22 protein-coding genes are annotated in these 24,674 nt (G+C 65.3%); 14 read left to right on the top strand and 8 right to left on the bottom strand.

The features are described from left to right. The first annotated feature begins 7 nt into the window (after window positions 1-7). From cobU to DEA8626_RS13990, 3 genes are read left to right on the top strand one after another with little or no spacing between them, the layout of a single operon-like run. Complete coding sequence (gene cobU / locus DEA8626_RS14000) at window positions 8-514, top strand: bifunctional adenosylcobinamide kinase/adenosylcobinamide-phosphate guanylyltransferase (RefSeq protein ID WP_108853849.1); 507 nt, start codon at window positions 8-10, stop codon at window positions 512-514. Between the two features lies 1 nt (window position 515). Next, the gene (gene cobT, locus DEA8626_RS13995) at window positions 516-1,535 is read left to right on the top strand and encodes a nicotinate-nucleotide--dimethylbenzimidazole phosphoribosyltransferase (protein WP_108853848.1); all 1,020 of its coding nucleotides are present in this window, start codon (window positions 516-518) and stop codon (window positions 1,533-1,535) included. Beyond that, a complete protein-coding gene (locus DEA8626_RS13990; RefSeq protein ID WP_108853847.1) occupies window positions 1,532-2,281 on the top strand; it encodes an adenosylcobinamide-GDP ribazoletransferase in 750 nt (249 codons plus the stop codon). Before cobT ends, DEA8626_RS13990 begins: the two co-directional genes overlap by 4 nt. A gap of 15 nt (window positions 2,282-2,296) precedes the next feature. On the opposite strand, the gene DEA8626_RS13985 is transcribed toward DEA8626_RS13990, so the two are convergent. From DEA8626_RS13985 to DEA8626_RS13970, 4 genes are read right to left on the bottom strand one after another with little or no spacing between them, the layout of a single operon-like run. Next, window positions 2,297-2,860 (bottom strand): PqiC family protein, encoded by a 564-nt coding sequence (locus tag DEA8626_RS13985; protein ID WP_245890874.1) that lies wholly within the window; start codon window positions 2,858-2,860, stop codon window positions 2,297-2,299. Between the two features lie 4 nt (window positions 2,861-2,864). Continuing rightward, a complete protein-coding gene (locus DEA8626_RS13980) occupies window positions 2,865-4,949 on the bottom strand; it encodes a PqiB family protein (protein ID WP_108853845.1) in 2,085 nt (694 codons plus the stop codon). Continuing rightward, the gene (locus tag DEA8626_RS13975) at window positions 4,946-5,581 is read right to left on the bottom strand and encodes a paraquat-inducible protein A (RefSeq protein ID WP_108853844.1); all 636 of its coding nucleotides are present in this window, start codon (window positions 5,579-5,581) and stop codon (window positions 4,946-4,948) included. The genes DEA8626_RS13980 and DEA8626_RS13975 overlap by 4 nt, the downstream gene beginning before the upstream one ends. Further along, on the bottom strand, window positions 5,548-6,201 hold the full coding sequence (locus DEA8626_RS13970) for a paraquat-inducible protein A (RefSeq protein WP_245890873.1): 654 nt from the start codon (window positions 6,199-6,201) through the stop codon (window positions 5,548-5,550). Before DEA8626_RS13970 ends, DEA8626_RS13975 begins: the two co-directional genes overlap by 34 nt. A gap of 263 nt (window positions 6,202-6,464) precedes the next feature. On the opposite strand from DEA8626_RS13970, the gene DEA8626_RS13965 reads away from it, so the two are divergent. From DEA8626_RS13965 to DEA8626_RS13925, 9 genes are all read left to right on the top strand, one after another. Continuing rightward, window positions 6,465-7,217: a 5-oxoprolinase subunit B family protein gene (locus tag DEA8626_RS13965; protein WP_108853842.1), complete on the top strand. Its 753-nt coding sequence runs from the start codon at window positions 6,465-6,467 to the stop codon at window positions 7,215-7,217. Continuing rightward, on the top strand, window positions 7,214-8,230 hold the full coding sequence (locus DEA8626_RS13960; protein ID WP_108853841.1) for a 5-oxoprolinase subunit C family protein: 1,017 nt from the start codon (window positions 7,214-7,216) through the stop codon (window positions 8,228-8,230). The genes DEA8626_RS13965 and DEA8626_RS13960 overlap by 4 nt, the downstream gene beginning before the upstream one ends. 167 nt (window positions 8,231-8,397) lie before the next feature. Then, complete coding sequence (locus tag DEA8626_RS13955; protein WP_108853840.1) at window positions 8,398-9,957, top strand: ABC transporter substrate-binding protein; 1,560 nt, start codon at window positions 8,398-8,400, stop codon at window positions 9,955-9,957. A 52-nt stretch (window positions 9,958-10,009) separates the two neighbouring features. Beyond that, window positions 10,010-10,954 (top strand): ABC transporter permease, encoded by a 945-nt coding sequence (locus DEA8626_RS13950; protein WP_108853839.1) that lies wholly within the window; start codon window positions 10,010-10,012, stop codon window positions 10,952-10,954. Beyond that, window positions 10,935-11,819, top strand: coding sequence for an ABC transporter permease (locus tag DEA8626_RS13945; RefSeq protein WP_245890872.1), 885 nt, complete (start codon window positions 10,935-10,937; stop codon window positions 11,817-11,819). The genes DEA8626_RS13950 and DEA8626_RS13945 overlap by 20 nt, the downstream gene beginning before the upstream one ends. Further along, window positions 11,819-12,781 carry an ABC transporter ATP-binding protein gene (locus DEA8626_RS13940; RefSeq protein WP_108853838.1) on the top strand — a complete coding sequence of 321 codons (963 nt, stop codon included), beginning with the start codon at window positions 11,819-11,821 and terminating at the stop codon, window positions 12,779-12,781. The genes DEA8626_RS13945 and DEA8626_RS13940 overlap by 1 nt, the downstream gene beginning before the upstream one ends. Further along, entirely contained in the window at window positions 12,778-13,791 is a 1,014-nt protein-coding gene (locus DEA8626_RS13935; protein ID WP_108853837.1) for an ABC transporter ATP-binding protein, read from the top strand. Before DEA8626_RS13940 ends, DEA8626_RS13935 begins: the two co-directional genes overlap by 4 nt. Continuing rightward, complete coding sequence (locus DEA8626_RS13930; RefSeq protein ID WP_108853836.1) at window positions 13,784-15,799, top strand: CocE/NonD family hydrolase; 2,016 nt, start codon at window positions 13,784-13,786, stop codon at window positions 15,797-15,799. Before DEA8626_RS13935 ends, DEA8626_RS13930 begins: the two co-directional genes overlap by 8 nt. Window positions 15,800-15,814: 15 nt before the next feature. Next, window positions 15,815-17,839 carry a CocE/NonD family hydrolase gene (locus DEA8626_RS13925; RefSeq protein WP_108853835.1) on the top strand — a complete coding sequence of 675 codons (2,025 nt, stop codon included), beginning with the start codon at window positions 15,815-15,817 and terminating at the stop codon, window positions 17,837-17,839. 39 nt (window positions 17,840-17,878) lie between these two features. Here DEA8626_RS13925 and DEA8626_RS13920 read toward each other — a convergent pair whose 3' ends face one another. The 3 genes from DEA8626_RS13920 to DEA8626_RS13910 all read right to left on the bottom strand — a co-directional run bounded on the left by DEA8626_RS13920 (window position 17,879) and on the right by DEA8626_RS13910 (window position 20,910). Then, window positions 17,879-18,667, bottom strand: a complete 789-nt coding sequence (locus DEA8626_RS13920; RefSeq protein WP_108853834.1) for an ATP-binding cassette domain-containing protein — start codon at window positions 18,665-18,667, stop codon at window positions 17,879-17,881. Further along, on the bottom strand, window positions 18,664-19,752 hold the full coding sequence (locus DEA8626_RS13915; RefSeq protein WP_108853833.1) for an ABC transporter permease: 1,089 nt from the start codon (window positions 19,750-19,752) through the stop codon (window positions 18,664-18,666). The genes DEA8626_RS13920 and DEA8626_RS13915 overlap by 4 nt, the downstream gene beginning before the upstream one ends. Window positions 19,753-19,878: 126 nt before the next feature. Next, complete coding sequence (locus DEA8626_RS13910) at window positions 19,879-20,910, bottom strand: sugar ABC transporter substrate-binding protein (RefSeq protein ID WP_108853832.1); 1,032 nt, start codon at window positions 20,908-20,910, stop codon at window positions 19,879-19,881. 215 nt (window positions 20,911-21,125) lie between these two features. Here DEA8626_RS13910 and DEA8626_RS13905 point away from each other — a divergent pair, with 215 nt between their 5' ends. After that, window positions 21,126-22,331, top strand: coding sequence for an ROK family transcriptional regulator (locus DEA8626_RS13905; protein ID WP_245890871.1), 1,206 nt, complete (start codon window positions 21,126-21,128; stop codon window positions 22,329-22,331). A gap of 25 nt (window positions 22,332-22,356) precedes the next feature. Further along, window positions 22,357-23,316, top strand: a complete 960-nt coding sequence (locus DEA8626_RS13900) for a carbohydrate kinase family protein (RefSeq protein WP_108853831.1) — start codon at window positions 22,357-22,359, stop codon at window positions 23,314-23,316. A 17-nt stretch (window positions 23,317-23,333) separates the two neighbouring features. Here DEA8626_RS13900 and glnT read toward each other — a convergent pair whose 3' ends face one another. Further along, a complete protein-coding gene (gene glnT, locus DEA8626_RS13895; protein WP_108853830.1) occupies window positions 23,334-24,665 on the bottom strand; it encodes a type III glutamate--ammonia ligase in 1,332 nt (443 codons plus the stop codon). Between the last annotated feature and the right edge of the window lie 9 nt (window positions 24,666-24,674).

Genomic DNA, 24,674 nt, shown 5'->3' with positions numbered 1-24,674 from the left:
ACGCAGGATGAGCAAGACGATACTGATCACAGGGGGCGCCCGATCGGGCAAAAGCGGCATCGCCGAGACGATGGCGCTGTCCCTGGCCCCGCGCGCGGTCTACATCGCCACGGCTGAGGCGCATGATGCCGAGATGGAGGCGCGGATCGCGGCCCATCAGGCGCGGCGCGGCGCAGAATGGGATACCCACGCGGAGCCGCTGGACCTAACGGGTGCATTGGCCGCGACCGATGGGCGCGGCCCCCGGTTGATTGATTGCCTGACACTGTGGCTTTCGAATCTCTTGCACGCCCGACGAAACTGGCAGGCGGCGGGCGCGGAATTTGTGACGGCGCTCGCCGCGCAACGCGACCCGGTCGTGATTGTCACCAACGAAGTGGGCTGCGGAATCGTGCCGGACAACGCCCTTGCCCGGGAATTCCGCGATGCGGCCGGGCTTCTCAATCAAAAGATCGCGGCGGTGTCGGATGAAGTCCACCTCGTCGTGTCCGGCCTTCCACTGAAAGTAAAATGACATGAGTCTTCCGCCCCTTTCCTCGCTCTCGCAGATCACCCGACTCGCCGACAAGCTTCCGGCTGCGGACACCAAGGCGGCCGAAGCGGCACGGGCGCGCCAGAATTCGTTGACGAAGCCACCCGGATCGCTCGGCCGGCTTGAGGAGCTTGCCGAGTTCATCGCCACATGGCGCGGCACCGCGAGGCCTGAAATCTGGCGCGCTCAGGCGCTCGTCTTCGCGGGCAACCACGGGGTCTGCGCGCAGGGCGTGAACCCCTATCCGCAGGAAGTGACGGCGCAGATGGTCGCGAATTTCCGCGCGGGCGGGGCCGCGATCAACCAGCTCTGTGCGGTGAACGGCGCCGATCTGTCAGTCATCGCGCTTGAGCTCGACCGGCCCACGGCGGACTTCACCGAAGGCCCGGCGATGAGCGAGACCGACTGCCTCGACGCCCTCTGGCAGGGGGCATCTGCGGTGGACGAGGGCGCCGACGTCCTCATCCTCGGCGAAATGGGGATCGGCAACTCGACCGTGGCAGCTGCATTGGCTGCTGCCTGTTTCGGCGGTCGGGTGGCCGAGTGGGTAGGGCCCGGAACCGGCTCTGACAAGGCTGGAATCGCCCGGAAAGTCGATGCAATCGAGCGCGGTCTGAAGCGGCATGAGGCGATCCTGGGCGATCCGCCCGCGATCCTCGCGGCCCTCGGCGGGCGCGAGCAGGCGGCGATCTGCGGCGCGGTGCTGGCGGCACGGTCGGCGCGCATTCCGGTCGTCCTCGACGGTTTCATCTGCACGGCGGCCGCGGCAGTGCTTCATGCCGCCGACAAGCGGCTGCTGGACCATTGCCTCGTCGGACATGCCTCGGCAGAACCGGGACACCGCAATCTTCTGGCGGCGATCGACAAACGCCCCGTCCTCGAATTCGACATGCGGCTCGGCGAGGGGTCCGGCGCGGCGCTGGCGCTTGGCATCCTGCGCGCAGCGCTAGCCTGCCACAATGGCATGGCGACGTTTGCCGAGGCCGGGGTGTCGGAGGCATGACCCCGTCGCGGTCAGACGAAGTGCGGCTGGCCGTCATGCTGCTGAGCCGTCTGCCTGCGGGCCAGATCAGGGGCGAACCCCCTGCGATGGCCGCTTCCTTCTGGGCCTGGCCGCTCGTCGGCATCGCCGTCGGCGCGCTCGGGTCGGTGGTCTGCTGGCTCGCCCTCGGGATCGGCGCGCCGCCGACAATAGCAGCGCTCCTCGCAGTGACGGCGGGTGTGCTTGCGACAGGCGCGATGCACGAGGACGGGCTGGCCGATCTCGCGGACGGGTTCGGCGGCGGGCGTGACCGCGAAAGGAAACTCGAGATCATGCGTGACAGCCGCATCGGCAGCTACGGAGTGATCGCGCTGCTGCTTGCGTTCGGGCTTCGTTGGGTCGGTCTTTCCGTGGCCGCCGGGACGGGCGGGGCCACCTTAGCGCTCATCGGGCTGGCCGCCGCATCGCGGGCGGTCCTGCCGGCGGCCCTCGTCCTGATGCCCGCGGCGCGGAGCGATGGCTTGGGCTATGCCGCGCGCGGCGATGACATGCGGCCGGCTTTGGCCGCAGCGGGGCTCGGATTTTTCTGCCTCATGCCGCTTGGTCTCGGAACGGCCCTGACGGTGGCGATCGTCGTGGCGATCGCCTCGTTGGCCGTCGCTGTCCTGGCGCTGCGTCAGATCGGGGGGCAGACGGGTGACGTGATGGGCGCAATGCAGCAGGTCGCGGAATGCGCCGGTTGGGTGATCCTCGCGTCGGCTCTCTGACCGTTTCGAGCTGCGTTATAGACGCGACAAAATCTCTCTGGCCAGAAGCGCCAACGCAGCCCCGGCCGCGTCTGCGACACCCCGTGCGCCCTCACCCGAGATCGGCGCGGCGACGGAGAATCGGCGAAGGCTACCGCGGCCGGAACCCTCGGGCGCGTAGTAGGCGTAATGTCCGGAGATCTCGTACCGGCCATCGGCGCGGGCCAGCATCTGTTCCACCCGGACCTCGACCCTAAGATCGGCGGGCGCATCGAGCGGCCACGGCTCAGCTGCGACGACGGCGTCTGACGCTTCGTCAAGACTCCTGGCCAAAGCCATCGTCACGCCGCGCACCGGATCGTCCGCCCAGAGCGCGTCGGGCAGATTCCTGAGATCCCCGCCTTCGCCCTGCACTGCGATGTCCGGTGCGGCCGCATAGGCGGGAAGCGAGACCTCCCTGAGCTCGATACGGCTGTAGCGAACGTCGAAGCGTTGCTCCGGCTCGGGCGGGTTGAGCAGGAAACGCGGCGCGTTGCCTGAGCCGCAACCGGCGAGCACCACGAGCAACGTGACAAGAAAGGTTTTTGCAGACAACCGCACCATATTATCGCCCCGTCAGTAGTGAACTCGGATTACGCTCAAGCGCACGGGCAAGTTGGGCGACCGCACGCGCCGCACCGCGCATTTCGCGTAATGCCGCCATGGACTCTTCGTTGAAAGTCGACCGCGCACCGTAAGCACCGATCAGCGCCTCGGATTGCGAAACCAGCCGCTCAAGCCGCGCGCTCAGGTCCGGCAGCCCTTCGGCCGCATCGGCTACGGCGTCGGCGGCGTTGCGGGCCGAGGTCATCGCGGCATTCGCATTCTCAACTGCACCGCCTTCGCGCAGCTCGCTCAGAGTCGCACGCACCTCGCCAAGCGCCGCATTCAGGGCTGGCGGCAGGTCGCGCGCTGCATCGCTGCTGATCACCTGATCCGCGCTGTCCAACACGCGGGTCGCTGCGGCCAAGAGCTCTTCGGCTTCGAGCGAGTTCGCCTTCGCCGCCAGTTGGCGCAGATCCTCGACAAGCTCCGGAAAGTCTTCCGACGCGGTGGCGAGATTGGCGATCGCGGCGTTGGCTTTTTCAACGGCCTCGGCAACGTTCGTGACCGTGCCGCGCGAATTCAACTCACTGACCACCGACCGCAGTTCGGCGACAACGTCGCGCAGTTCGCCCGGCAGCGCGCGCATCGCCTCGTCGTTCACGAGCGCGCGGGTGTCTTCCAGAAGGGCTACCGCAGCATCGGGTGCGGCCCGGGTGCTTTCGGATGACGCCAGCGCTTCGACGCTCGCCATGAGACGGATCGCCTGGTCGATCAGTTCTTCGATCGGCAGCGAGTTGACCCGTTCCAGCAGGCCCTCCGCGGTAGCGGTGAAATCGGGCAGTTCAGAGGGGACGGACGGGAGGATCGGAAGCGGCGTTGCATTCCGGTCGAGGCTCGCTGGCTCAGCATCGGGCAACTCCACAAGTTCCACTACGAGTGCGGAACTGAAGAGGTTCGCCGTGGCAAGCCGCGCCCGCAGACCCTTCTCGGTGGCGCCTTCGAAGAAATCCAGCATCTCTTCCAGCCCTGCTTCGCGTCCAAGTCCCAGCCGCGCCGGATCTATCGCGAGATTGGCCATGAGATGGAGTTCAGGTCCCTCCTCAGTATCCACGATCTGAGAAGAAAGTGCCGTCACCTCGCCCACGGCGAGCCCGCCGAAAACGACTTCGGCGCCGGGTTCGAGCCCACCGACCGAATCTCCGAATTCGGCCGCGACCAGCACAGCCGACTCCGAACCGCGCGTATGCAGGCTCTTCCGCGCCTCGGCTTCCCCGGAATAGATGGTAAAGACGTGTCCGGCATTTACCGGCGTTCCACCCTCGTAGACCGAATCGAACGTGATCCCCCCGGCGACGACCGAAGCGATGCTTTCGAAATCGAGCGACAGGCCCTGTGCACCGAGCGAGACCGAGAAACCCGATGTGTCCCAGAACCGCGTCGCGGTATTCAGCCGGCGGTCATGCGGCGACTCGATGAAGGCATCCACCACGATGGAATCGCTCGACACCGTGAGGCGCGGCCGTTCAAGCCGCCCGACTTCGATGCCCCGGAAATAGATCGGCGCACCTTCGGAGATCAGCCGCCCGTCTTCGGCGACAAGCGTGATACGCTTGCCCGCGCGTCCGGGCTGCGCGAGAGGCGGGCCGTCCGCGCCAGCGAAAACCTGTCGCGCGATGCCCTTCTCCTGGTTCCACGCGCCTTCGATATAGACGCCAGACAGCACCGTGGAGAGGCCCGAAATCCCGCGCGCGCTAACCTGAGGCCGTACGACCCAGAACTCCGCATCCTCATCGAGATAGGGGGCGAACTCCTTTTCGACACGCGCACGGACGACAACCTGAGCAAGATCTTCGGTGAAGCTGACCTGTTCGACGGTGCCGATCACGACGTCCCGGTAACGCAGCGTCGTCTCGCCCGGCGCCACGCCAGACGCGTTCTGAAATGTGATTTCTATCGGCACCCCCCGGTCGGAATAGGTCCGCCAGGCAAGCCCGAGCGAGATGGCGAGTGCGAGGACCGGGATGAGCCAGATGACCGACAGGTTGCGCCAGGGCGATTGCCTCCCGGTGGAGACATCGAGTTGAGATGGGCGTGGATCAGTCAATGTGTGTCAGCCTCGTAAGCGTCCCAGATCAGTCTGGGGTCGAAGTTCTGCGCTGCGAGCATGGTAAATGCAACAGAAAGCGCAAAGCTGACGGCGGCAACACCCGGATTAACCGTTACCACGAACTTCAGCTGCACCAGTGCCGAAAGTATCGCGACAACGAAGACGTCGATCATAGACCAGCGCCCGATGAATTCCACGATCTCGTAGAGCAGTTGGCGGCCATGACCGCTCATTGCGCTCGCGGATCGGACCGAAACCGCGAGGTAGCCGATGGCGATGAACTTGCTGATGGGGATCAGGACGCTCGCCGTGAAGACGATGATGGCGACACCCCAGGAACCGTGCTCGGCCAGTTCGATGACACCGCCTACGATCGTGGCTTCATGATGCTTGCCGAACTGATTGGTGACGAGCATCGGATAGAGATTGGCCGGAATATAAGCAATCATGCCCGCGAACAGCCAGGCCCAGACACGCTGAAGGCTGGTCTCATCGCGGCTCGCAAGGGCGGCGCCGCAGCGACGGCACTCGCGCGCGGCCCACGGATGGACGGCGCCGCACTGGGTGCAGCCGACCAGACCGGCGCGTCGGGCGGTCAGGTATTCCTGCGTTCTTCCAGTGTCTTCCATACCGACAACTTGCATATCACACTGTCTTTCAGCACCGTCACCAGAACGAGTGCAGCGAAGGCCCAGAAGGCAGGACCGAGGGTCACCTTCGCAAGGCCAGCCACTTTGACCAAGGCGACCGCGACCCCGAGGATGAAGATCTCGGCCATTGCCCAGGGACGCACGGCCTCTGCCCAGCGCATCGCGGCTTCGGCGTAACGGGCGGGATGCCAGCCGATCGCCATCGGACCGAGCGCGTAGGCGATCGCGCAAAGCCGCGCGAACGGCAAGAGGACGACGGTCGCGGCAACCGCCGCCGACAGAGGCGCCATCCAGCCTTCCGAAAATGCCATCACCGCGTCGAACACAGAGCTTCGCTGGTTGAGCCCGCCTGCGTCAAGTTCGAGGAACGGGAAGAAAACCGCCGCAATCATGAGAATCGCGGCGGTCGCCGCGAGCATGACGATCTGGGTCATCGCGCTCCGGCGCGGAGCGTAAAGCACAGTTCCGCAGCGGCTGCACCGTGCCTTCGCTCCGGCGGAAACAGGCACCTCGTCATGCAAAACGTCGCAGACCGGGCAGGCGATGAGCCCGCGGCCATCAAGGCTCGCTGTTCCTCCAACTTCCGCGCTGTCCGTCACGGCCTCTCCTCTCGCCGACGTGCTATATTCGGCGGTGCTGTACATGCTGCTATCTCATCCGCGACCTGCCGTCACCATACATCAACGGCGACGCCCTCCGCCACCTGGCGGCCCGGGCTTCCGCCGGCTGCCCCTTGGGGTTGAGGGCGTGGCCGTTTCCCGCCAGTATGGCTGCCAGTCGCCTTGGGGGAGCCATGGGTCCGCGACCTGCCTGTCCCGATCCGCGCCGCCGCCGTCACGTGACCGTCGCGGACTGATCCGCCATGAAGAATGCCCGCCGTTCAATTCAGCCGGAGGCACTGCCGCTCGGGCAAAGAGGCGTTCTGGTCCGGTTCTCACTCACCCCCGCACCCCAGGCCAGCGGCGCCGTCCAGCAGCTTTGCGAGATGCTCAAGGGCTCCGCCATGGCCGGAATCTCAGAAATCGCGCCGTCGCTCACCTCGGTCCTCGTTCGCTTTGACCCAGCAAAGCTGTCGCGGAGCGAGGTCGCGGCATGGCTCGCCCCGTTCCTCGCTTCCGAGGATTGGTCAAAAGCAAGACCACCCGCGCCGCGGCGGCGCTGGCTGGTGCCAGTGGCGTTCGGCGACGCATGCGGCCCCGACCTCGTCCAAGCGGCCAATGCTACAGGACTGACCGAATCTCAGGCGGTCGCCGAAATCACCGACGCCGATCTGCGCGTGCTCGCGATCGGCTTTGCGCCGGGACAGCCCTATCTCGGGCTGCTGCCCGATCGCTGGAATATACCGCGCCAGCCGCAGCTCACTCCGCGCGTGCCGATTGGTGCGGTAGTTGTGGCCGTGCGCCAGCTCGTGCTGTTCGCGGCCGAGAACGCGACGGGGTGGCGCCATGTCGGTCTGTCCGCGTTCCGCCCGTTCCAGCCCGGATCGGACGATCCCTTTCCGCTCGCGCCGGGCGATGCCGTGCGCTTCGTCCAGATATCCTCGGCGGAGCTCGAATCTCTACGCGCGGACGGAGCGGACCCGATGGGCGGCGCGCGCCGCGAGGGGCTCTCATGACAGCTGAGGCGATCTTTCATCGCGCCGGCCCGGGGTTGACCATACAGGACTTGGGGCGTCCCGGTCATATCTCACGGGGGTTGTCGCAGGGTGGAGCGGCAGACCGGCTGGCGCTGTTCGAAGCGGCGGCACTACTGGCGCTATCCGAACCGGTGGCCGGCGTCGAGATGGCCGGATTGGGCGGCGAAGTCTCTGTCACGGAACCCACACGCATCGCCCTGACCGGGGCACCGATGCGCGCCGCAGTCGACGGACGTCCTCTGCCTTGGCATGCAAGTCACATGCTGGAACCCAGTCAGCGTCTGAGTATCGGAGGCGCCGAAGCTGGCGCCTATGGCTACCTGACGTTCGCGGGGGGGATCGCAACCAACCCTTGGCTCGGCAGCCGTTCCGCCCACCTGGCGGCCGGGATCGGCGAGCGGATCCGGACGGACGACCGGTTGCCCATCGGCCCTGATCCTGCGCCGGGTGGAAGATCCCGCATCATCGATGCGGAGCTTCGCTTCTCAGGCGGCAAGATCCGCGTGATGCCGGGCCCACAGACCATGCTGTTCACACCCGAGGTCTGGCGGCGCTTTCTCGACACCGCCTTCCAGCGCGCGACCGATGCCAACCGGCAGGGCGTCCGCCTGTCCCATGACGGCGCATGCTTGGCGGCGGAGATGAGCGGCGGCATCGCATCAGATTTCATCGGACCAGGGGACATCCAGATGACCGGCGAGGGCGTGCCCTTCGTTCTGCTCTCCGAATCCCAAACCACCGGCGGCTACCCGCGAATAGCCACGGTCATAGCCGCGGACCTGCCCCGCGTCGCGCAGGCGCCGGCCGGGTCAATTCTTCGCTTCACCGAGTTGACCGTTGAAGCGGCGGACGCGCTCTGGCGAAGCGAGGCGGCGACGCTCTCAGAGCTGCGTCGCAAGGTCCGGCCGCTCACACGCGACCCCCGCGAAATCTCCGATCTTCTGGCGTATCAGCTCATCAGCGGCGCGACCTCGGGCGACGATCTCGGATGACAGGTCGGCGGTGATCAGTCACCAACGGGTAAATCTGCGCGCGCCGGGACAAAACGCTGGACAACTCTGCCCAGCCGCCTCCAAGCTGTTTTTCAGCGCCCGCCCGAAGCGAGGCCTACATTCGCAGGCGGTCGTGACTTGCACCTTGCCACAGGGGGTAAAGAACGATGTCCGCAACGAAAACACATCATCTCACACGCCGCGGGCTGTTCGCCGCGACCGCAGGGGCGGGCGTCGCCTCGATGCTCGCGCCGCGCACGTCGTGGTCGCAGGAAGGCGGCGTGCTGAAGGTCCGCTCCTACAGCGACATCCAGATACTGGACCCGGCCTACCGGCTTTCGGCGCCCGAAGGCGACATCATGCGGGAAATCTATGCCGGCCTAATCGTCAACGCGCCGGGCGATGAATGGTCTTGGAAGCTGCTTGCAGCCGAGTCTATCGAGCAGCTTGATGCCACGACCATCGCCTTCAAGCTGCGCGATAAGATCGGCTTCACCGACGGGTTCGGCCAGATGACCGCCGAGGACGTGAAGTTTTCCTACGAACGCATCGCCGACCCCGCGAACGAAAGCCCGTATGCCGGCGACTGGGCGGCGCTGAAGGAGGTCGAGGTCAAGGATACGCTGTCCGGCATCATTCATCTGAATGAGCCGTTCGCGCCCTTGTGGACCTCCACACTGCCGACAACGAGCTGCGCGGTGCTATCGAAGGCCGCCGTGGAAGCCGCCGGTGGCAAGATCGGCGTCGAGCCGGTCGGCCAGTCGGGGCCTTACGTCCTCAAGGAATGGACTCCGAAGCAGCGCACCGTCCTCGTCCGCAACCCCGACTGGGCCTACGAACCGGGCGCCTATGACGAGATCCACATATTTCCCATCGAGGATCCGAAGACCGCCGAACTTGGCTTCGAGGCGGGCGATCTCGACTATACCTGGACCGCCGTCGCCTCGATCCCGCGGCTGAAGGAATCGCCGCCGGCCGGCTCTGTTGTCGTCGAAAAACCGTCGCTCGCCTATGTCTGGATGGGCATTAACCAGGATGTCGCACCGTTCGACAACCCCAATATTCGCCGCGCCGTGCAATACGCGGTCGATCGCGAGGCGGTGGTCGAAGCGGCCTATTTCGGCGCCGCTAGCACCTCGACCGGCATCATCGCGCCGGGCCTTCCTGGACACCGTGACGCCAATCTCTACAACTACGATCCCGACAAGGCGCGCGAACTGCTGGAAGCCGAAGGTGCAACCGGCATGGCGGTCACGCTCGACATCCTCAACCAGTCCGAGCGGCTGACGGCCGCGCAGGTGATCCAGGCCAATCTCGCCGACGTCGGCATTCAGTGCGAGATCAAGCAGAACGACTCTGGTACGTTCTGGACGCTCGGCTCCAAGGATGGAGACTACTGGGACAAGTTGCAGCTCATCCTCGGCCGCTTCTCGATGGAGCCGGATCCGAGCTGGGCAACGGCATGGTTCGTGCCCGAGCAGATCGGCGTCTGGAACTGGGAACGATTCAACAGCCCCGAATTCGAGGATCTGCACGCCCAGGGCCTCGTCGAGACCGATCCGGCCAAGCGCGACGAGATCTACAAGCGCATGCAGGACATCATGGAGGAGAGCGGCGACTACGTGTTCCTCACGCACGAGGTTACTGGCATCTTGCACCGCGACAGTCTGACGCCCGGACTGAAGCCGAACGGAGAGCCGCTGTTCTCCGATTTCAAACCCGCCTGAGATCATGCAGCCCGGACGGCAGATGTCGCCCGGGCTGCAGCACCCGATCTGAATGTTCATTTACGCCCTGAAACGGCTCGGCCTGTCCGCGGTCATCGTGTCGGTAGCCATGGCCTTTCTGTTCGCCATGATCTACCTCCTGCCGGGTGACCCCGCCTCGGTCGCGCTCGGGCCCCGGGCGACCGAGGAGATGGTGCAGGCGCTGCGCGAGCGCATGGGTCTCGACCGGCCGGTCTATGTTCAGTTCTGGAACTTCTACAGCTCCGCCTGGCGCGGCGACCTTGGCACCGAGGTCCTGTCGGGACGGCCGGTCATGACGATCATTCTGGAGCAACTGCCCTATACGCTCGCGCTCATCGGCGGCGGGATCACTTGGTCCGTGGCGCTCGGCATCCCGCTCGGCTGTCTCGCGGCGGTGCGCCGGGGCGGTTGGGCCGACCGGGTGGTCGGCGTCGCCTCGGTCGCAGTCATCGCGGTTCCCTCCTTCGTCGTGGCGATCTACGCGCTTCTGATCTTCGCGGTCGCGCTCAGATGGCTGCCCGCCATCGGCGCTGGTCAGCCTGGCGAACTCGGCGACCAACTCGTACATCTTCTTCTGCCATCGCTCGCGGTCGGGCTCGGCTGGGTCGGCTACATCGCCCGGATGGTCCGCGCCTCGATGCTGGAAGTACTTGAGGCGAGCCATATCCGCACCGCCCGCGCCTTCGGTCTGCCGGAAAATCAGATTGTCTACGGCTACGCGCTCGCAATCGCGATCCTGCCCACGGTGACGATCCTCGGCATCGGCGTCGGCCAGATGCTGTCGTCGGCGGTCTTCGCCGAGATCGTCTTCGCCCGGCCGGGGATCGGAAAGCTGGTCTACGATGCGATCCTCGTCAGGAACTATCCCATCGTGACCGGCGCGGTGCTGGTGACGACTGTTTTCTTCGTCTTGGTTAACATGTTGGCTGACCTTCTCATCGGAGCACTCGATCCCCGTGTCCGAAGCGGTTTCTGATATCGCCGCCCCGCGCGGACGGATTGGAGGACTGGCCTCAACGCTCAGGAAGATCCTGCGCGAGCCCTTGGGCGCGTTCGGGCTATCGCTGGTGATCATCGTCGTGGTCGGCGCGGTCTTCGCCGATCTTCTGGCCTCTTGGGACCCGACGCGGCTAAACCCGCGCGACCGCTTTCAGGGGCCGAGCGCTACGCATCTTTTCGGAACCGATCAGCTTGGCCGTGATCTCTTTTCGCGCGTCCTGCATGGCGGCCGCATTGCGCTCAGCGTTGCGATTGGTGCGACGGCGCTTTCGCTTGCCATCGGCGCGGTTCTGGGGCTCATCGCGGGCTATGGGCCGCGCTGGCTCGACAACCTCCTGATCCTCATCTTCGACGCGGTCAAAAGCTTCCCGACGGTGATGCTTGCCCTGACTCTCGTCACGCTCTTCGGGCCGTCGCTCTCCGCCGTCGTGATCGTTGTGGTCCTGGTCAACGTGCCGAGTTATGCGCGCATCATCAGGACCCAGACCATAGCGCTCAAGTCGTCCGAATTCGTCACCGCCGCGCAGTCGATGGGCGCGGGCATGGCCCGCATCCTGCGCGTCCATATCCTGCCGAACATCATCGGCCCTGTTCTGATCCTCGCCTCGATGGACATTCCCGTCGTAATCGCCATCGAGGCGGGCATGAGCTTTCTCGGCCTCGGCGTCCGGCCGCCCACGCCATCCTGGGGGGCGATCCTGAACGACGGCTTCGCTAACATCCGCGAAAGCGCCTGGATCGTGATCGCGGGCGGCTTGCCGATCATCCTAACGACGCTCGGCTTCACTTTCCTCGGCGAGACCTTGCGCGATCTTTTCGACCCAAGGCTAAGGGCGCGCTGATGACGGTTCTATCCATCCGCGACCTGTCGGTCGATTTCCATACCGAAGGCGGGACCGTGTCGGCCTTGCGCGGCGTATCCTTCGACGTGCCGGAAAACAGCATCGTCGGCGTCGTCGGCGAATCCGGCTGCGGCAAGTCGACCCTGATTAACGCGATCCTTGGTCTTCTGGCCGACAATGGGGACATCACGTCGGGCGAATTGATCTTCGCCGATGGCCGGAACCTGACGAAGCTTGACCCCGACGAGTACCGGGCGCTGAGGGGCCAGCGGATCGCGACGGTGTTCCAGGACCCGATGGGCGCGCTCAACCCGGTCCTGTCGATCGGCAGGCAGATGGTGAACATCCAGTACCGCTCGGGATTGAGCCCCGCAGAGAAGAAAGCCCGCGCCGTTGAGATGCTGCGCAAGGTCCGCATCCCGGATGCGGAGAGCCGTCTGGTCCAGTACGCTCACGAATTCTCGGGCGGGATGAAACAGCGGATCGCCATCGCGATGGCGCTGATGATGGAGCCTGCGCTCCTGATCGCCGACGAACCCACGACGGCGCTCGACGCCACGCTCGAAGTCGCGACCATCGAACTTCTGAAGGACCTGCAACGCGATATTGGCTGCTCGGTCCTGTTCATCTCGCACCATCTCGGCGTGATCGCCGAGCTTTGCGACCACGTCATCGTCATGTATGCGGGCGAAGTGGTCGAACGCGGTGACATCCGCCATGTTTTCCACGGTCCGCGCCATCCCTACACCGCGAAGCTTTTCGAATGCGATCCGGCGCGGTTGCACGAACGGGTGCGCCAACTGCCCACTATTCAGGGCGAAATCCCCGACCTGCGCGCGCGGCCCCAAGGATGTATCTTCGCGCCACGCTGCCCCATCGCCCAACCCCGATGCGCTGAAAGGCCGCCGGTGCGGGACATCGCCCCCGGCCACCAGGCTCTGTGCTGGGAAGCCGCGCCATGAGCGACTCGCTGCTCTCCGTCCGCGACGTGCGCGTCAGTTTCGAGATCGGTGGCCTGCTCTCCCAAGCGCTCGGGCGACCGACCGAAATTGACGGCGTCGCCGGGGTGAGCTTCGACATCGCCAAGGGCGAGACCTTCGCGCTTGTCGGCGAATCCGGCTCGGGCAAGACGACGCTGGCGCGAGCGATCAACGGGCTGCTGCGGTGTGCCGAGGGAGAGATCATCTTCGACGGGAAGAAGCTCAACGGTCTGAGCACGCGCGCCATGAAGCCTGTCCGCCGCCAAATGGCTATGATGTTCCAGGACCCTGTCGGATCGCTCTCGCCGCGGCTGACGGTCGGGCAGCTGATCGCAGAGCCGTTCCGCATCCACGAGATGACCGACCGCGACCTCGGTGCCGAGACGAAACGGCTTCTCGCGCTCGTCGGCCTGTCTGCCGACTTCGCGGACCGCTATCCGCACCAGCTGTCGGGCGGCCAGGCGCGGCGCGTCGGCGTGGCGCGCGCCATCGCGCTCGACCCGGCTCTGATCGTGGCGGACGAGCCCACGGCAGGACTCGACGTCTCCGTGCAGGGCGAGATCCTGAACCTGCTGAACGACCTGCGTGACCGGCTGGGTCTGTCGCTCCTGATCATCACGCACAACCTGCATGTCGTGCGCCAGGTCGCCGACCGCATGGCGGTGATGTATCTCGGCCGCTTCGTGGAACTGGGCGGGTCCGAGGCGATCTTCACCGCCCCGCGCCACCCCTACACGAAGGCGCTTCTGTCGGCGAACCCCGAGCCCGATCCCGACCGGATCATCGACCGCATCGCGCTGCCGGCCGAGGTGCCCTCGCTTCTCGCGCGCCCCCCGGGCTGCGAGTTCCACACGCGCTGCCCCTGGGCCGAGGCGCGCTGCCGAACGGAAGTGCCACTGCCTGCGCCAGACGACCCGCACCGCACCGCCTGTCACTTCCCCCTGTCGCCCGGCGCCCGCCCGCCCCGCCGTGAGGAGACGACCGATGCCTGAGATCCGCTCGATCGAAACCGCCTGGATCCCGATGCCCGACGGCGCGAGGCTCGCCGCCCGGATGTGGATGCCGGAAGAGGCTGCACGCACGCCGCTCCCCGCGATCCTGGAATACATACCCTACCGCCGCCGCGACCGGACGCGGATGCGGGACGAAAGCATGCATCCACGCCTCGCCGAGGCGGGCTATGTCTCGATCCGCGTCGACATGCGGGGGGCGGGCGACAGCGACGGGCTGATGGCGGACGAGTATTCCGAGCAGGAGATTCAGGACGGCGCCGACGTCATCGCCTGGATCGCCGCGCAGGAGTGGTGCGACGGCAAAGTCGGCATGTTCGGCAAGTCCTGGGGCGCCTACACGTCGTTTCAGGTCGCGGCGAAGCGCCCGCCCGCGCTCAAGGCCATCGCGCCGGTGATGGGGACCGACGACCGCTGGCTCGAGGACATCCATTTCTACGGCGGGGTCCTCGCCAACGACAACTTCTGGTGGGGCTCGATCATGCAGCTCCTGAACGCCCTGCCTCCAGATCCCCAGATCGTGGGGGCGGACAAGTGGCGCGAGAAGTGGAAGGAACGACTCGACGCGATGACGTTCTGGCCGGCCCTGTGGCTGCAACATCAGACGCATGACCATATGTGGCGGCGCGGCTCGATCTCGGAGAACTACGACGACGTCGCGATCCCGGTCTATTTCTTCGGCGGTTGGGCCGATCTCTTCCGCGACACGCCGTTCCGGATAGCCGAGCATCTGAAGGGCCCGGTGAAGGTGTTGATGGGTCCCTGGGCCCATCTTTATCCTCATGAGGGCATCCCGGGTCCCAAGGCCGATTTCCTCGACGAGATGATCCGCTGGTGGAACCTCTGGCTGAAGGGCGAGGACACCGGGCTTGTGGACGAGCCGCTCCTGCGCTTCTGGATGCAGGAGGGCGTCGCGCCCGCCGGCTACCACAGCGAGCGGCCGGGCCGGTGGGTGGAGGAAGCGGCATGGCCGTCTCCGAACGTGTCTGAGCGCGGCCTCTGGCTGAACGCGGCCGGACTGGGAGATGAGGCCGACACCAACGGCGAACCGATGCGGATCGCGTCCTCCACGGACTACGGCAAGGCGGGGGGCGACATGTGCTCGTTCGCCATCCCGGGCGACATGCCGGTGGACCTGCGGCACGACGCGGGCGGGGCGCTTCTGTTCCGCAGCCCACCGCTAGACGAGGCGACCGACATCCTCGGCCAGCCCTCCGTCGATCTCGTCGTCAGCGCCGACCGTCCGCAGGGTTTCGTCGCGGTCACGCTGGCAGACGAGGCGCCCGACGGCGCGCAGACGCTGATCACGCGGGGCTTTGCGAATTTCGCGCACCGCAATGGCGACGAACGACCGTCGCCCGTCATCCCCGGCGAAGAGATGCGCATCAGCGTGCCACTGCACGGGATCGCGCAGCGGGTCGCGGCCGGGCATCGCCTGGTCCTGCATGTCGCCTCGACCTACTGGCCGATCCTCTGGCCGTCGCCGGAGATCGTCACCCTGACGCTGAAGCCCGGTCATTCGCGGCTGAACCTTCCCGTCCGGCACGCAACACCCGACGCCCCCGATCCCCGCGCGCTGCCCGAACCCGCGCCCAGAGCGAAGCGCAAGGCCACGCAGCTGCGCGAGGGCAAGCTCGAACGCGACTGGCGGATGGATCTCAAGACCGGCACGCTCGTCCATCGCGTCTTCATCGACGGCGGCGTGTTCGGGCCGGTGGGCGATGTGCGGCTCGACGAGACCGGAACTGTGATCGGCGATGTGTCGGAACGGATCTACGAGATCGGGCCGGACCCGCTCAGCGCGCGGGCGATCATGAAGCAGTCGGGCTTCTTCCGGCGCGACGATTGGAATCCCCGGTTCGAGACCTGGTCCGAAATGACCGCGACGAAGACGCATTTCGTCCTGAAGGCCAGTGTGACCTGCCGCGACGGCGAGGAGGAGTTCCACCACGTCGACTGGCATCACGAGATCCCGCGCAACGGCATGTAGAGGAGCCCACAGCCCATGCCCGACATCCCCGTCCGCACCGACTTCCCCCGGAAGGTCCGCGAGATCGATAACACCTGGATCCCGATGTCCGACGGCACGAAGCTCGCCGCGCGGATCTGGCTGCCCGAGGACGCCGAGGCCGATCCGGTGCCCGCGATCCTCGAGTATCTCCCCTACCGCAAGCGCGACGGGACGGTGGAACGGGACCACCTGACGCATCCCTACTTCGCCGGCTTCGGCTATGCCGGCGTCCGGGTTGACATGCGCGGGACGGGCGACAGCGAGGGCATCTGCCTCGGCGAGTACCTCACGCAGGAACAGGACGACGCGCTCGACGTGATCGCCTGGCTCGCGGCGCAGCCGTGGTGTTCGGGCGCGGTCGGCATGATCGGCATCAGCTGGGGCGGCTTCAATGGACTTCAGGTCGCGGCCCGCCGGCCGCCGGCGCTGAAGGCGGTCATCACGCTCTGTTCGACCGATGACCGCTATTCCGACGACATCCATTTCATGGGCGGCGCGATGCTCACCGACAAGCTCGCCTGGGGCGCGACCGCCTTCGCCATCGCCAACACGCCGCCCGACCCGGCCATCGTCGGCGACCGCTGGCGCGAGATGTGGAAGGAGCGGCTGGAGAACAACGGGCTCTGGATGCTCGACTGGTTCCGTCACCAGCGCCGCGACGCCTTCTACCGGCACGGCTCGGTCTGCGAGGACTTCTCGGCGATCGAGGCCGCGGTCTACGCCGTGGGCGGATGGGCCGACGGCTACACCAACGCGATCTTCCGGCTGCTCGAGCACCTGCCGGGGCCCAAGAAAGGCCTGGTCGGCCCGTGGGCGCACAAGTACCCGCATTTCGCCGAGCCGGGGCCGCGCATCGGCTTCCTGCAGGAGTGCCTGCGCTGGTGGGACCAGCACCTGAAAGGCATCGACACCGGCATCATGAACGAGCCGATACTGCGTGCCTGGGTGCAGGACCCGGCGCCGCCCGCGACGCACTATGCCGAGCGGCCGGGCAAATGGGTGGCGGAGCCGTCGTGGTCGGGCACGAGAACCGATGAGCTTGCGCTGACATTGGTTCCCGGCGGGCTCACGCGCGAGACGGCCAGGGATGGCTCAATAGTGATCGCCTCCCCGCAGACCGTGGGCCGCGGGGCGCAGAACTGGTGTTCCTATGGTCTCGTCGCCGACCTCGCGACCGATCAGCGCGTCGAGGCGGGGGGCTCGGTCGTGCTCGAGACCGGGCCGCTGGAGGACGATCTGGAGCTTCTCGGCTTCCCCATCCTCGATGCCGAGGTCGCCTCCGACCGCCCAGTCGCCAATCTCGCGGCGGTGCTGTCGGCGGTGGCACCCGACGGCGCGGCGACGCTCGTGACCTATGGCGTCCTGAACCTCACACACCGGAACAGCCATGCCGATCCCGCGCCCATGACGCCGGGCAAGGCCGAACGCGTTCGATTGCAGCTCAACGTCTGTGGCCAGCGCTTCGCGAAGGGCCAGCGCCTACGGCTTGCGCTATCGACCTCCTACTGGCCGGTGATCTGGCCCGCGCCGGAAACCTTGCAGCTGACGCTGTCCACGGGCAAGAGCCGGCTGCTGCTTCCGGTACGCAAGCCAAAAGGGTCGGATTCCGCGCTCACCCCGTTCGGAGCGCCCGAGGGCGCCGCGCCGCTCAGGACGGACAAGCCCGGCCGGCATGAGTTCAGCCGGACCGAGACGATCGACCTCGTGAGCGGCATCTCGACCTACCGCCGGAACGACGCATCCGAGCCTGTCACCCATCTGCACACCGGCATCGAATTCGGCTCCCGGAGCGAGGATGTCTTCACCATCCATCCCGACGACCCCAACAGCGCGACGGGCACGTGTCGCTGGCACAAGACCTATCGCCGCGATGACTGGCAGGCGACGGTCGACGCGGAGGTGACCGTGCGGGCGCTGCGCGACGTCTGGCGCATCGACGCGACGCTCAGGGCGCTCGATGGGGACGACGTTGTCGCCGAACGGGAATGGCACGAGGACGTGCCGCGCGATCTCGTCTGAGAGAGGGCCGTCGCGGCGCCGCTCTGACGCCGCGACCAGTCAGGCCGCCTCGGCCTCCTGCGGCGGCTTCTTCGCCCCTGTCATGTAGGCCACCGCATCCGACATCGAGTTTTCCTTGGGATCGATCACGCAGAGCCTGCGGCCCAGACGGTGCACATGGATGCGGTCGGCCACCTCGAACACGTGCGGCATGTTGTGGCTGATCAGCACGATCGGAATACCCCTCGATCTCACGTCGAGGATCAGCTCCAGCACCTTGCGCGATTCCTTCACGCCAAGCGCGGCGGTCGGCTCATCGAGGATGATGACCTTCGATCCGAATGCAGCCGCCCGGGCGACGGCGACGCCCTGCCGCTGGCCACCCGACAGCGTTTCGACCGCCTGATTGATGTTCTGGATCGTCATCAGGCCGAGTTCGGTGAGCTTCGCGCGGGCAAAGTCCTCCATCGCCTTGCGGTCGAGCATCTTCAGGTAGTCGCCCATGAAGCCCTTCTTGCGGATCTCGCGGCCGACGAACATGTTGTCGGTGATCGACAGCGCGGGCGAGAGCGCCAAGGTCTGATAGACACATTCGATCCCGGCGTCGCGCGCCTCCAGGGGCGAGGTGAAGCGGATCGGCTTGCCCTCCAGCGACATCTCGCCCTCGTCGATCGTGATCGCGCCCGAAATCGCCTTGATAAGCGAGGATTTTCCCGCACCGTTGTCGCCGATCACCGCGAGTATCTCGCCCGGGTAGAGGTCGAAGTCGGCGTTGTCGAGGGCGGTCACCCGACCGTAACGCTTGACGATGCCGCGGGCCTTCAGGATGGGTTCTTGCACTTGCGTCATGCCGAGACCTTTCTGATCCATTGGTCGATGGCGACCGCGAGAATGATGAGCCAGCCGATGGCGAAGACCTGCCACTGCACGTCGAGCCCTGCGAGCCGAAGTCCGCTTTCGAAGACGCCGACGATGAGCGCGCCGAAGAGGGGGCCGAGGATCGACCCCCTGCCGCCGAAAAGCGATATGCCCCCGATCACAACGGCAGTGATGGATTGTAGGTTGGCCTCGGCGAAGGCGTTCGGGGAGATTGAGCCGACGCGACCGATCGATGCCCAAGCGGCGATCCCGCAGACGAGACCGGCGAGCATGTAGACGGCCAGAAGCGTGCGGTCGGTGCGGATGCCCGCCAGTTCGGCGGCTTCCTTGTCATCCCCGACCGCATAGACGTGGCGGCCCCAGGCGGTCTTGTTGAGCACGTACCAGAGTACGGCGAAGACGAGGATCATCAGGATAACGCCCCACGTGATGCGCGCGCCGCCGACATTGATGAATTGGCCGAATACCTTGAGAAGCGGCGCTTCCGCATCGATATCCTGCGACCGGAGCGACTGCGATCCGGTCATCAGGCGCAGGATCGAAAGATAGACGCTCCATGTGCCAAGCGTGACGATGAAGGGTGGCAATTTCAGCCGGGTCACGAGCAGACCGTTCAGCGCGCCGCAACCGACGGCAAGCACAAGACCGAGCAGGACCGCAATCGGCCCCGGCAGCCCGGCATTGACGCCTGTCATACCCATCACGACAGCGGCGAACACCATGAGCGCACCAACGGACAGGTCGATTCCGGCGGTAAGGATTACCAGTGTCTGCGCGGCCGCGAGAATCCCGATGATGGAGACCTGCTGCATGACCAGCGACAGATTGAACGCGGTGAGGAATTTGCCTTCCGTCACCATCGGCAGGCTAAAGACAAGAATGCTGACCACGAGGACCATGACCGGGACCAGCGTCGGGTTGCCGTGAAGCACGTGCTGGATGTTGCCAAGAAGCGTGCGGTCATGTCGCTCGAAGCTCGCGACGGTGGTTTCGCTTTGATCAAGCGTGGATTCGAAGTCCTGGCCTTCGCGGCGGGTACCAGTTTCGTCTGCCATGAGCGTCTCCTCTTGCGGCGAGTGTGCGCGCCGCAGGCTCTTTGGTCAAAGTCTCAGTTGCGTGGGCAGTTCTGCGGAAGGGGGCGGGCGGTCCGCCCCCTTCCCTTAGGCGTCAGAGCGAGAAGGTCATCCCCAACACTTCTCGAGCCCCTCAGCCGAACTGATCGACGGGATGCCGTCGACCGGTTCGTCGGTGATGAGCTCGACACCCGTGTTGAAGAAGTCGAGCCCTTCGGTGTTCTGCGGCTTTTCGCCGGTATCGGCGAACTGCTTGATCGCCTCGATTCCCTTCGACGCCATCAGAAGCGGAAACTGCATCGAGGTCGCACCGATGACGCCCTCAGCGACGTTCTGAACGCCCGGGCAGCCGCCGTCGACAGAGACGATAAGGACATCGCTCTCGCGACCCGTAGCCTTCAACGCCTCATAGGCACCAGCAGCGGCGGGTTCGTTGATCGTGTAGACGACGTTGATTTCGGGGTCCTTCTGGAGAAGATTCTCCATCGCGGTGCGACCGCCTTCCTCGTTGCCGTCGGTCACGTCGTGGCCGACGATGCGCGGGTCGTCCTCATCCCCGATATCGGTTGGATCCTTGATGTCGATGCCAAATCCCTGAAGGAATCCGCCATCCCGGAGGTAATCGACCGAAACTTCGGACGCGTTGAGGTCGAGAAGCGCGATCTTGGCGTTCGCTGCTTCATCGCCGAGCTTGGCGGCAGCCCATTGTCCGATCAGTTCGCCGGCCTTGAAGTTGTCGGTCGCGAAAGTCGCGTCGGCGGTGTCGGCCGGCTCGAACGGGGTGTCGAGCGCAATTACCAGGATGCCAGCGTCACGCGCCTGGGTCACGACCGGCGCCAGCGCGCGGCTGTCGGACGGGGTGATCAGGATGCCCTTCACGCCGCTCGCGATGCACGTCTCGACCGCCGCGACCTGAGTTTCGACGTCACCGTCGAGCTTGCCTGCGAAGGTTTGAAGGGAAATGCCATTGGCCTCGGCCCCGGATTGCGCGCCTTCCTTCATCTTCACGAAGAAGGGGTTAGTGTCAGTCTTGGTGATGAGGCAGGCTCCGGCGTCCTGCGCCGAAACGGCGCTTGCGCCCAGCCCAACAAATGCAGCGGCTCCGAGCAGCGCCGTCTTCGTGATAGAGAAACGTGTCATCGAGATCCTCCCATTTACATGATCGGACCGGATTGCACCGGTCTTGCGGAACAGGTGCCGCGCGGACTGCCCGGCATCCCTCCTATCCAGAAAACAGAGATTCGAGGCGAAAGTCAATAAATAAATCACTCTTATTTATTATTGACACGCGGCGAACCTACCCTCAATCTTATAGGCGCTCAACAGGTGTTTGATACGCGGAACGGATGACCGGGATGACGGACAAGACCCAGCCTGCCGCTGTCGCCTTCGAGCGCGGATCTAACCAGAGTGGCATGCGCGCCCACAACGAACGGGTCGTGTTGTCCATGATTCGCCGCCACGGGGCACTTGCGAAGGCCGAAATCGCGCGCCTGAGCGGCCTGTCCGCCCAGACCGTGTCCGTCATCATGCGCGCGCTAGAGGCCGACGGGCTTCTGGTCAGAGGCGAGCCGCTGCGCGGGAAGGTCGGGCAGCCCTCGATTCCGATGGGGCTGGCGCCAGGCGGAGCCTATTTCTTGGGCCTGAAGATCGGTCGGCGAAGTGCCGATCTCGTCCTAACGAACTTTCTCGGCAAGGTGATCTCGCGCGTTCATCTGACCTATCGACACCCGGAGCCCGATGCCACGGTGAAGTTCGCCCTCGATGCAGTTGCGCAACTTTCGGGCCAGTTGACTTCCGGCGAGCGTGCCCGGATCGCGGGTCTGGGTATCGCCATGCCGTTTCAGATCTGGGACTGGGCGCGTGCATTGGGCGTGCACGGCGAAGCCATGGAGATCTGGCGCGATCGGGATATCCGGGCCGAGATCGCCGCCAAGTTCGACTTTCCCGTATATCTGCAAAACGACGCCTCCTGCGCCTGCGGGGCCGAACTCGTGTTCGGCGACGCGGAAGTGCCGCGAAACTTCCTCTATTTCTACATCGGCTACTTCATCGGCGGCGGCGTGGTGTTGAACGGAAGCCTCTATACTGGCCTGTCCGGCAATGCCGGCGCGCTCGGCTCCATGCCGGTGCCGGCGCCTGGCGATGGTGGCGGACAGCTCATCGACGTCGCATCGCTATCGGTGATCGAGCGGCTATTGGAGGAGGGGGGAAAGGACCCTCAGACGCTTTGGGAAACGCCGGCGTCTTGGTCCATCGACGCGGATCTCCTCGACCAATGGATTAACGGCGCTGCGCCCGGGCTGGCCCATGCGATCTCGGCGGCGAGTTCCGTTCTCGACTTCGAGGCGGTGATGATCGACGGCTGGATTCCGGAAGATCTGCGCGCGCGGCTGGTGGAACGCACGCGCGCGGTCTTGTATAAGGTGAACCTGGCGGGAATAACGCCTCCCGAGATCAGGGAAGGCACGATCGGGCCAGACGCGCGTGCGCTGGGGGCGGCAAGCCTTCCGCTGTCGGAACGGTTCCTCATGGACCGGAATGCATTTCAGTCGGCCTGACGGTCGGTCGGGGGAGAAGGTGAACATGATCCTGTGTTGCGGCGAGGCGCTCATCGATATGATTCCGACCACGACTGGGGCGGGGCAGCCTTCTTTCCGGCCCGTTTCGGGCGGGGCCGTGTTCAACACCGCCATCGCACTCGGGCGATTGGGCTGCCCGGTCGGCTTCTTTTCGGGCCTGTCTTCCGATCTGTTCGGCGACCAGCTTCGGGCATCGCTCGACGAGAGCGGCGTCGATCACCGGCTCGCGGTCACGCGCGACCTTCCCACGACTCTCGCGTTCGTCACTCTGAGCCGCGGTCAAGCTCGCTATACGTTCTACGATGAGAATACCGCCGGGCGGATGCTGTCGCCGGACGACATGCCGGACGTGCCCGACGGCGTCAATGCGCTGTTTTTCGGCGGGATCAGTCTGATATCCGATCCCTGCGGCACGTCCTACGAGGCGTTGGCACGCTCGCAGAGCGGCCGGAAGATAGTCATGCTCGACCCCAACATCCGGCGCAGCTTCATCACTAATGAGACTGGTTATCGCAAACGGTTGCGAGAGATGATCGGAGCGGCGGACATCGTGAAGGTCTCGGACGAAGATCTCGACTGGATCGTGCCCGGCGACGACGCGCATGAAGCTAAGGTGCGCACGATAATCAGTGCCGGCCCAAAGCTCGTCTTCGTCACGGCAGGCGACGCAGGGGCGACGGCCTTTGCCGCGAATGGAGCGACGGCGAATGCGCCTTCCCGGCGCGTTGAAGTCGCCGACACAGTCGGCGCGGGCGACACCTTCAATGCTGGAGTTCTTGCCGCTCTGTCCGCCTCGGGCCGGCTGTCGCACACTGCACTTGCCGATGTCTCCACGAGCGAACTTGAAGAGGTGATGACCTTTGCAAACGCCGCCGCCGCCATAACTGTATCGCGGATCGGCGCGAACCCACCAACTACGGCCGAGATTGGCGCGCTGCTCGCGGAGGCAGGAGCGGCGACCTGAACGCCCTCCGGCGGCGTTCAGATGTCTAGCGTGTGCTCGCGCTCCCAGTTGGAGAAGTGAGATACGAAGGAGTCCCACTCACGGCGCTTCAACTTGAGAAATGCCGCCGAAAACTCATCGCCGATGGCGGATTTCAGCGCCTTGCTTCGATCGAATTCACGAAGCGCGTCGAGAAGGTTCAAGGGAAGCTTCGGAGCGCCCTTCACCTTGTGGCCGTCGGCATACATATCGATGTCGTAGCGTCGTCCTGGATCCGCCTTGCTGCGGATGCCGTCGAGTCCGGCCGCGATGATGACGGCCTGCAACAGATAGGGATTCGCCGCGCCGTCCGCCAAGCGCAGCTCGAACCGGCCGGGACCCGGTACGCGAACCATGTGGGTTCGGTTGTTGCCCGTCCACGTCACGGTGTTCGGCGCCCATGTGGCGCCCGACATCGTCCTCGGCGCGTTGATCCGCTTATAGCTATTCACGGTCGGATTGGTGATCGCGGCCATCGCAGTCGCATGCTTCATGATGCCGCCCAAGAACTGCGCACCCGTCTCGGAAAGCCCGAGCTCTCCTGCCGGGCCCTTTCCGGAACTCGTGGCGAACATGTTCTTTCGTGCCTTGTCGCCGGGTGCATCCCAGACCGAGACGTGGGCATGGCAGCCGTTGCCCGTTAGCCCCTCGATCGGCTTCGGCATGAAAGTTGCCCTGAGCCCATGCTTTTCGGCCACGGATTTTACCATGAACTTGAAGAAGGAGTGCTTGTCGGCCATCACGAGCGCGTCGGCGAAGCCGAAATTCATCTCGAACTGGCCGTTCGCGTCTTCGTGGTCGGTCTGGTAGGGCGCCCAACCAAGCGCGAGCATGTAGTCGCAGATCTCGCGGATCACGTCATAGCGCCGCATAACGGCCTGCTGGTCGTAGCATGGTTTCTCGGCGGTGTCGTAGGGGTCGGAAATCTGGCTTCCATCCGCGGTCAGCAGGAAGAACTCGGCCTCGACGCCGGTCTTTACATACAGGCCCTCTCCGGCCGCCTCCACAATCAGGCGGCGGAGCACATTACGCGGTGCCTGAGCGACCTCCCCTCCTTCCATCATGCAATTCGCAGCGACCCAGGCGACCTCGGGCTTCCACGGAAGCTGGATCACCGCGTCTGGGTCGGGAACAGCCAGCATGTCGGGATGGGCAGGCGTCATGTCGAGCCAGGTCGCAAATCCAGCGAAGCCCGCACCGTCGGCCTGCATGTCGGCGATGGCCTCGGCAGGGACGAGCTTGGCCCGCTGCCCGCCGAAGAGATCGGTGAACGAGATCATGAAGTACTTGACGCCGTTCTTCTTCGCGAAAGCTGCCAGATCTTTCGTCATGGTCCGCCT

It is taken from the genome of Defluviimonas aquaemixtae (genome assembly GCF_900302475.1).
In the GTDB taxonomy this organism is placed as follows: Bacteria; Pseudomonadota; Alphaproteobacteria; order Rhodobacterales; family Rhodobacteraceae; genus Albidovulum; species Albidovulum aquaemixtae.
Note: the sequence above shows the minus strand (reverse complement) of the source record. Positions and strands in the feature narration are given on the sequence as shown.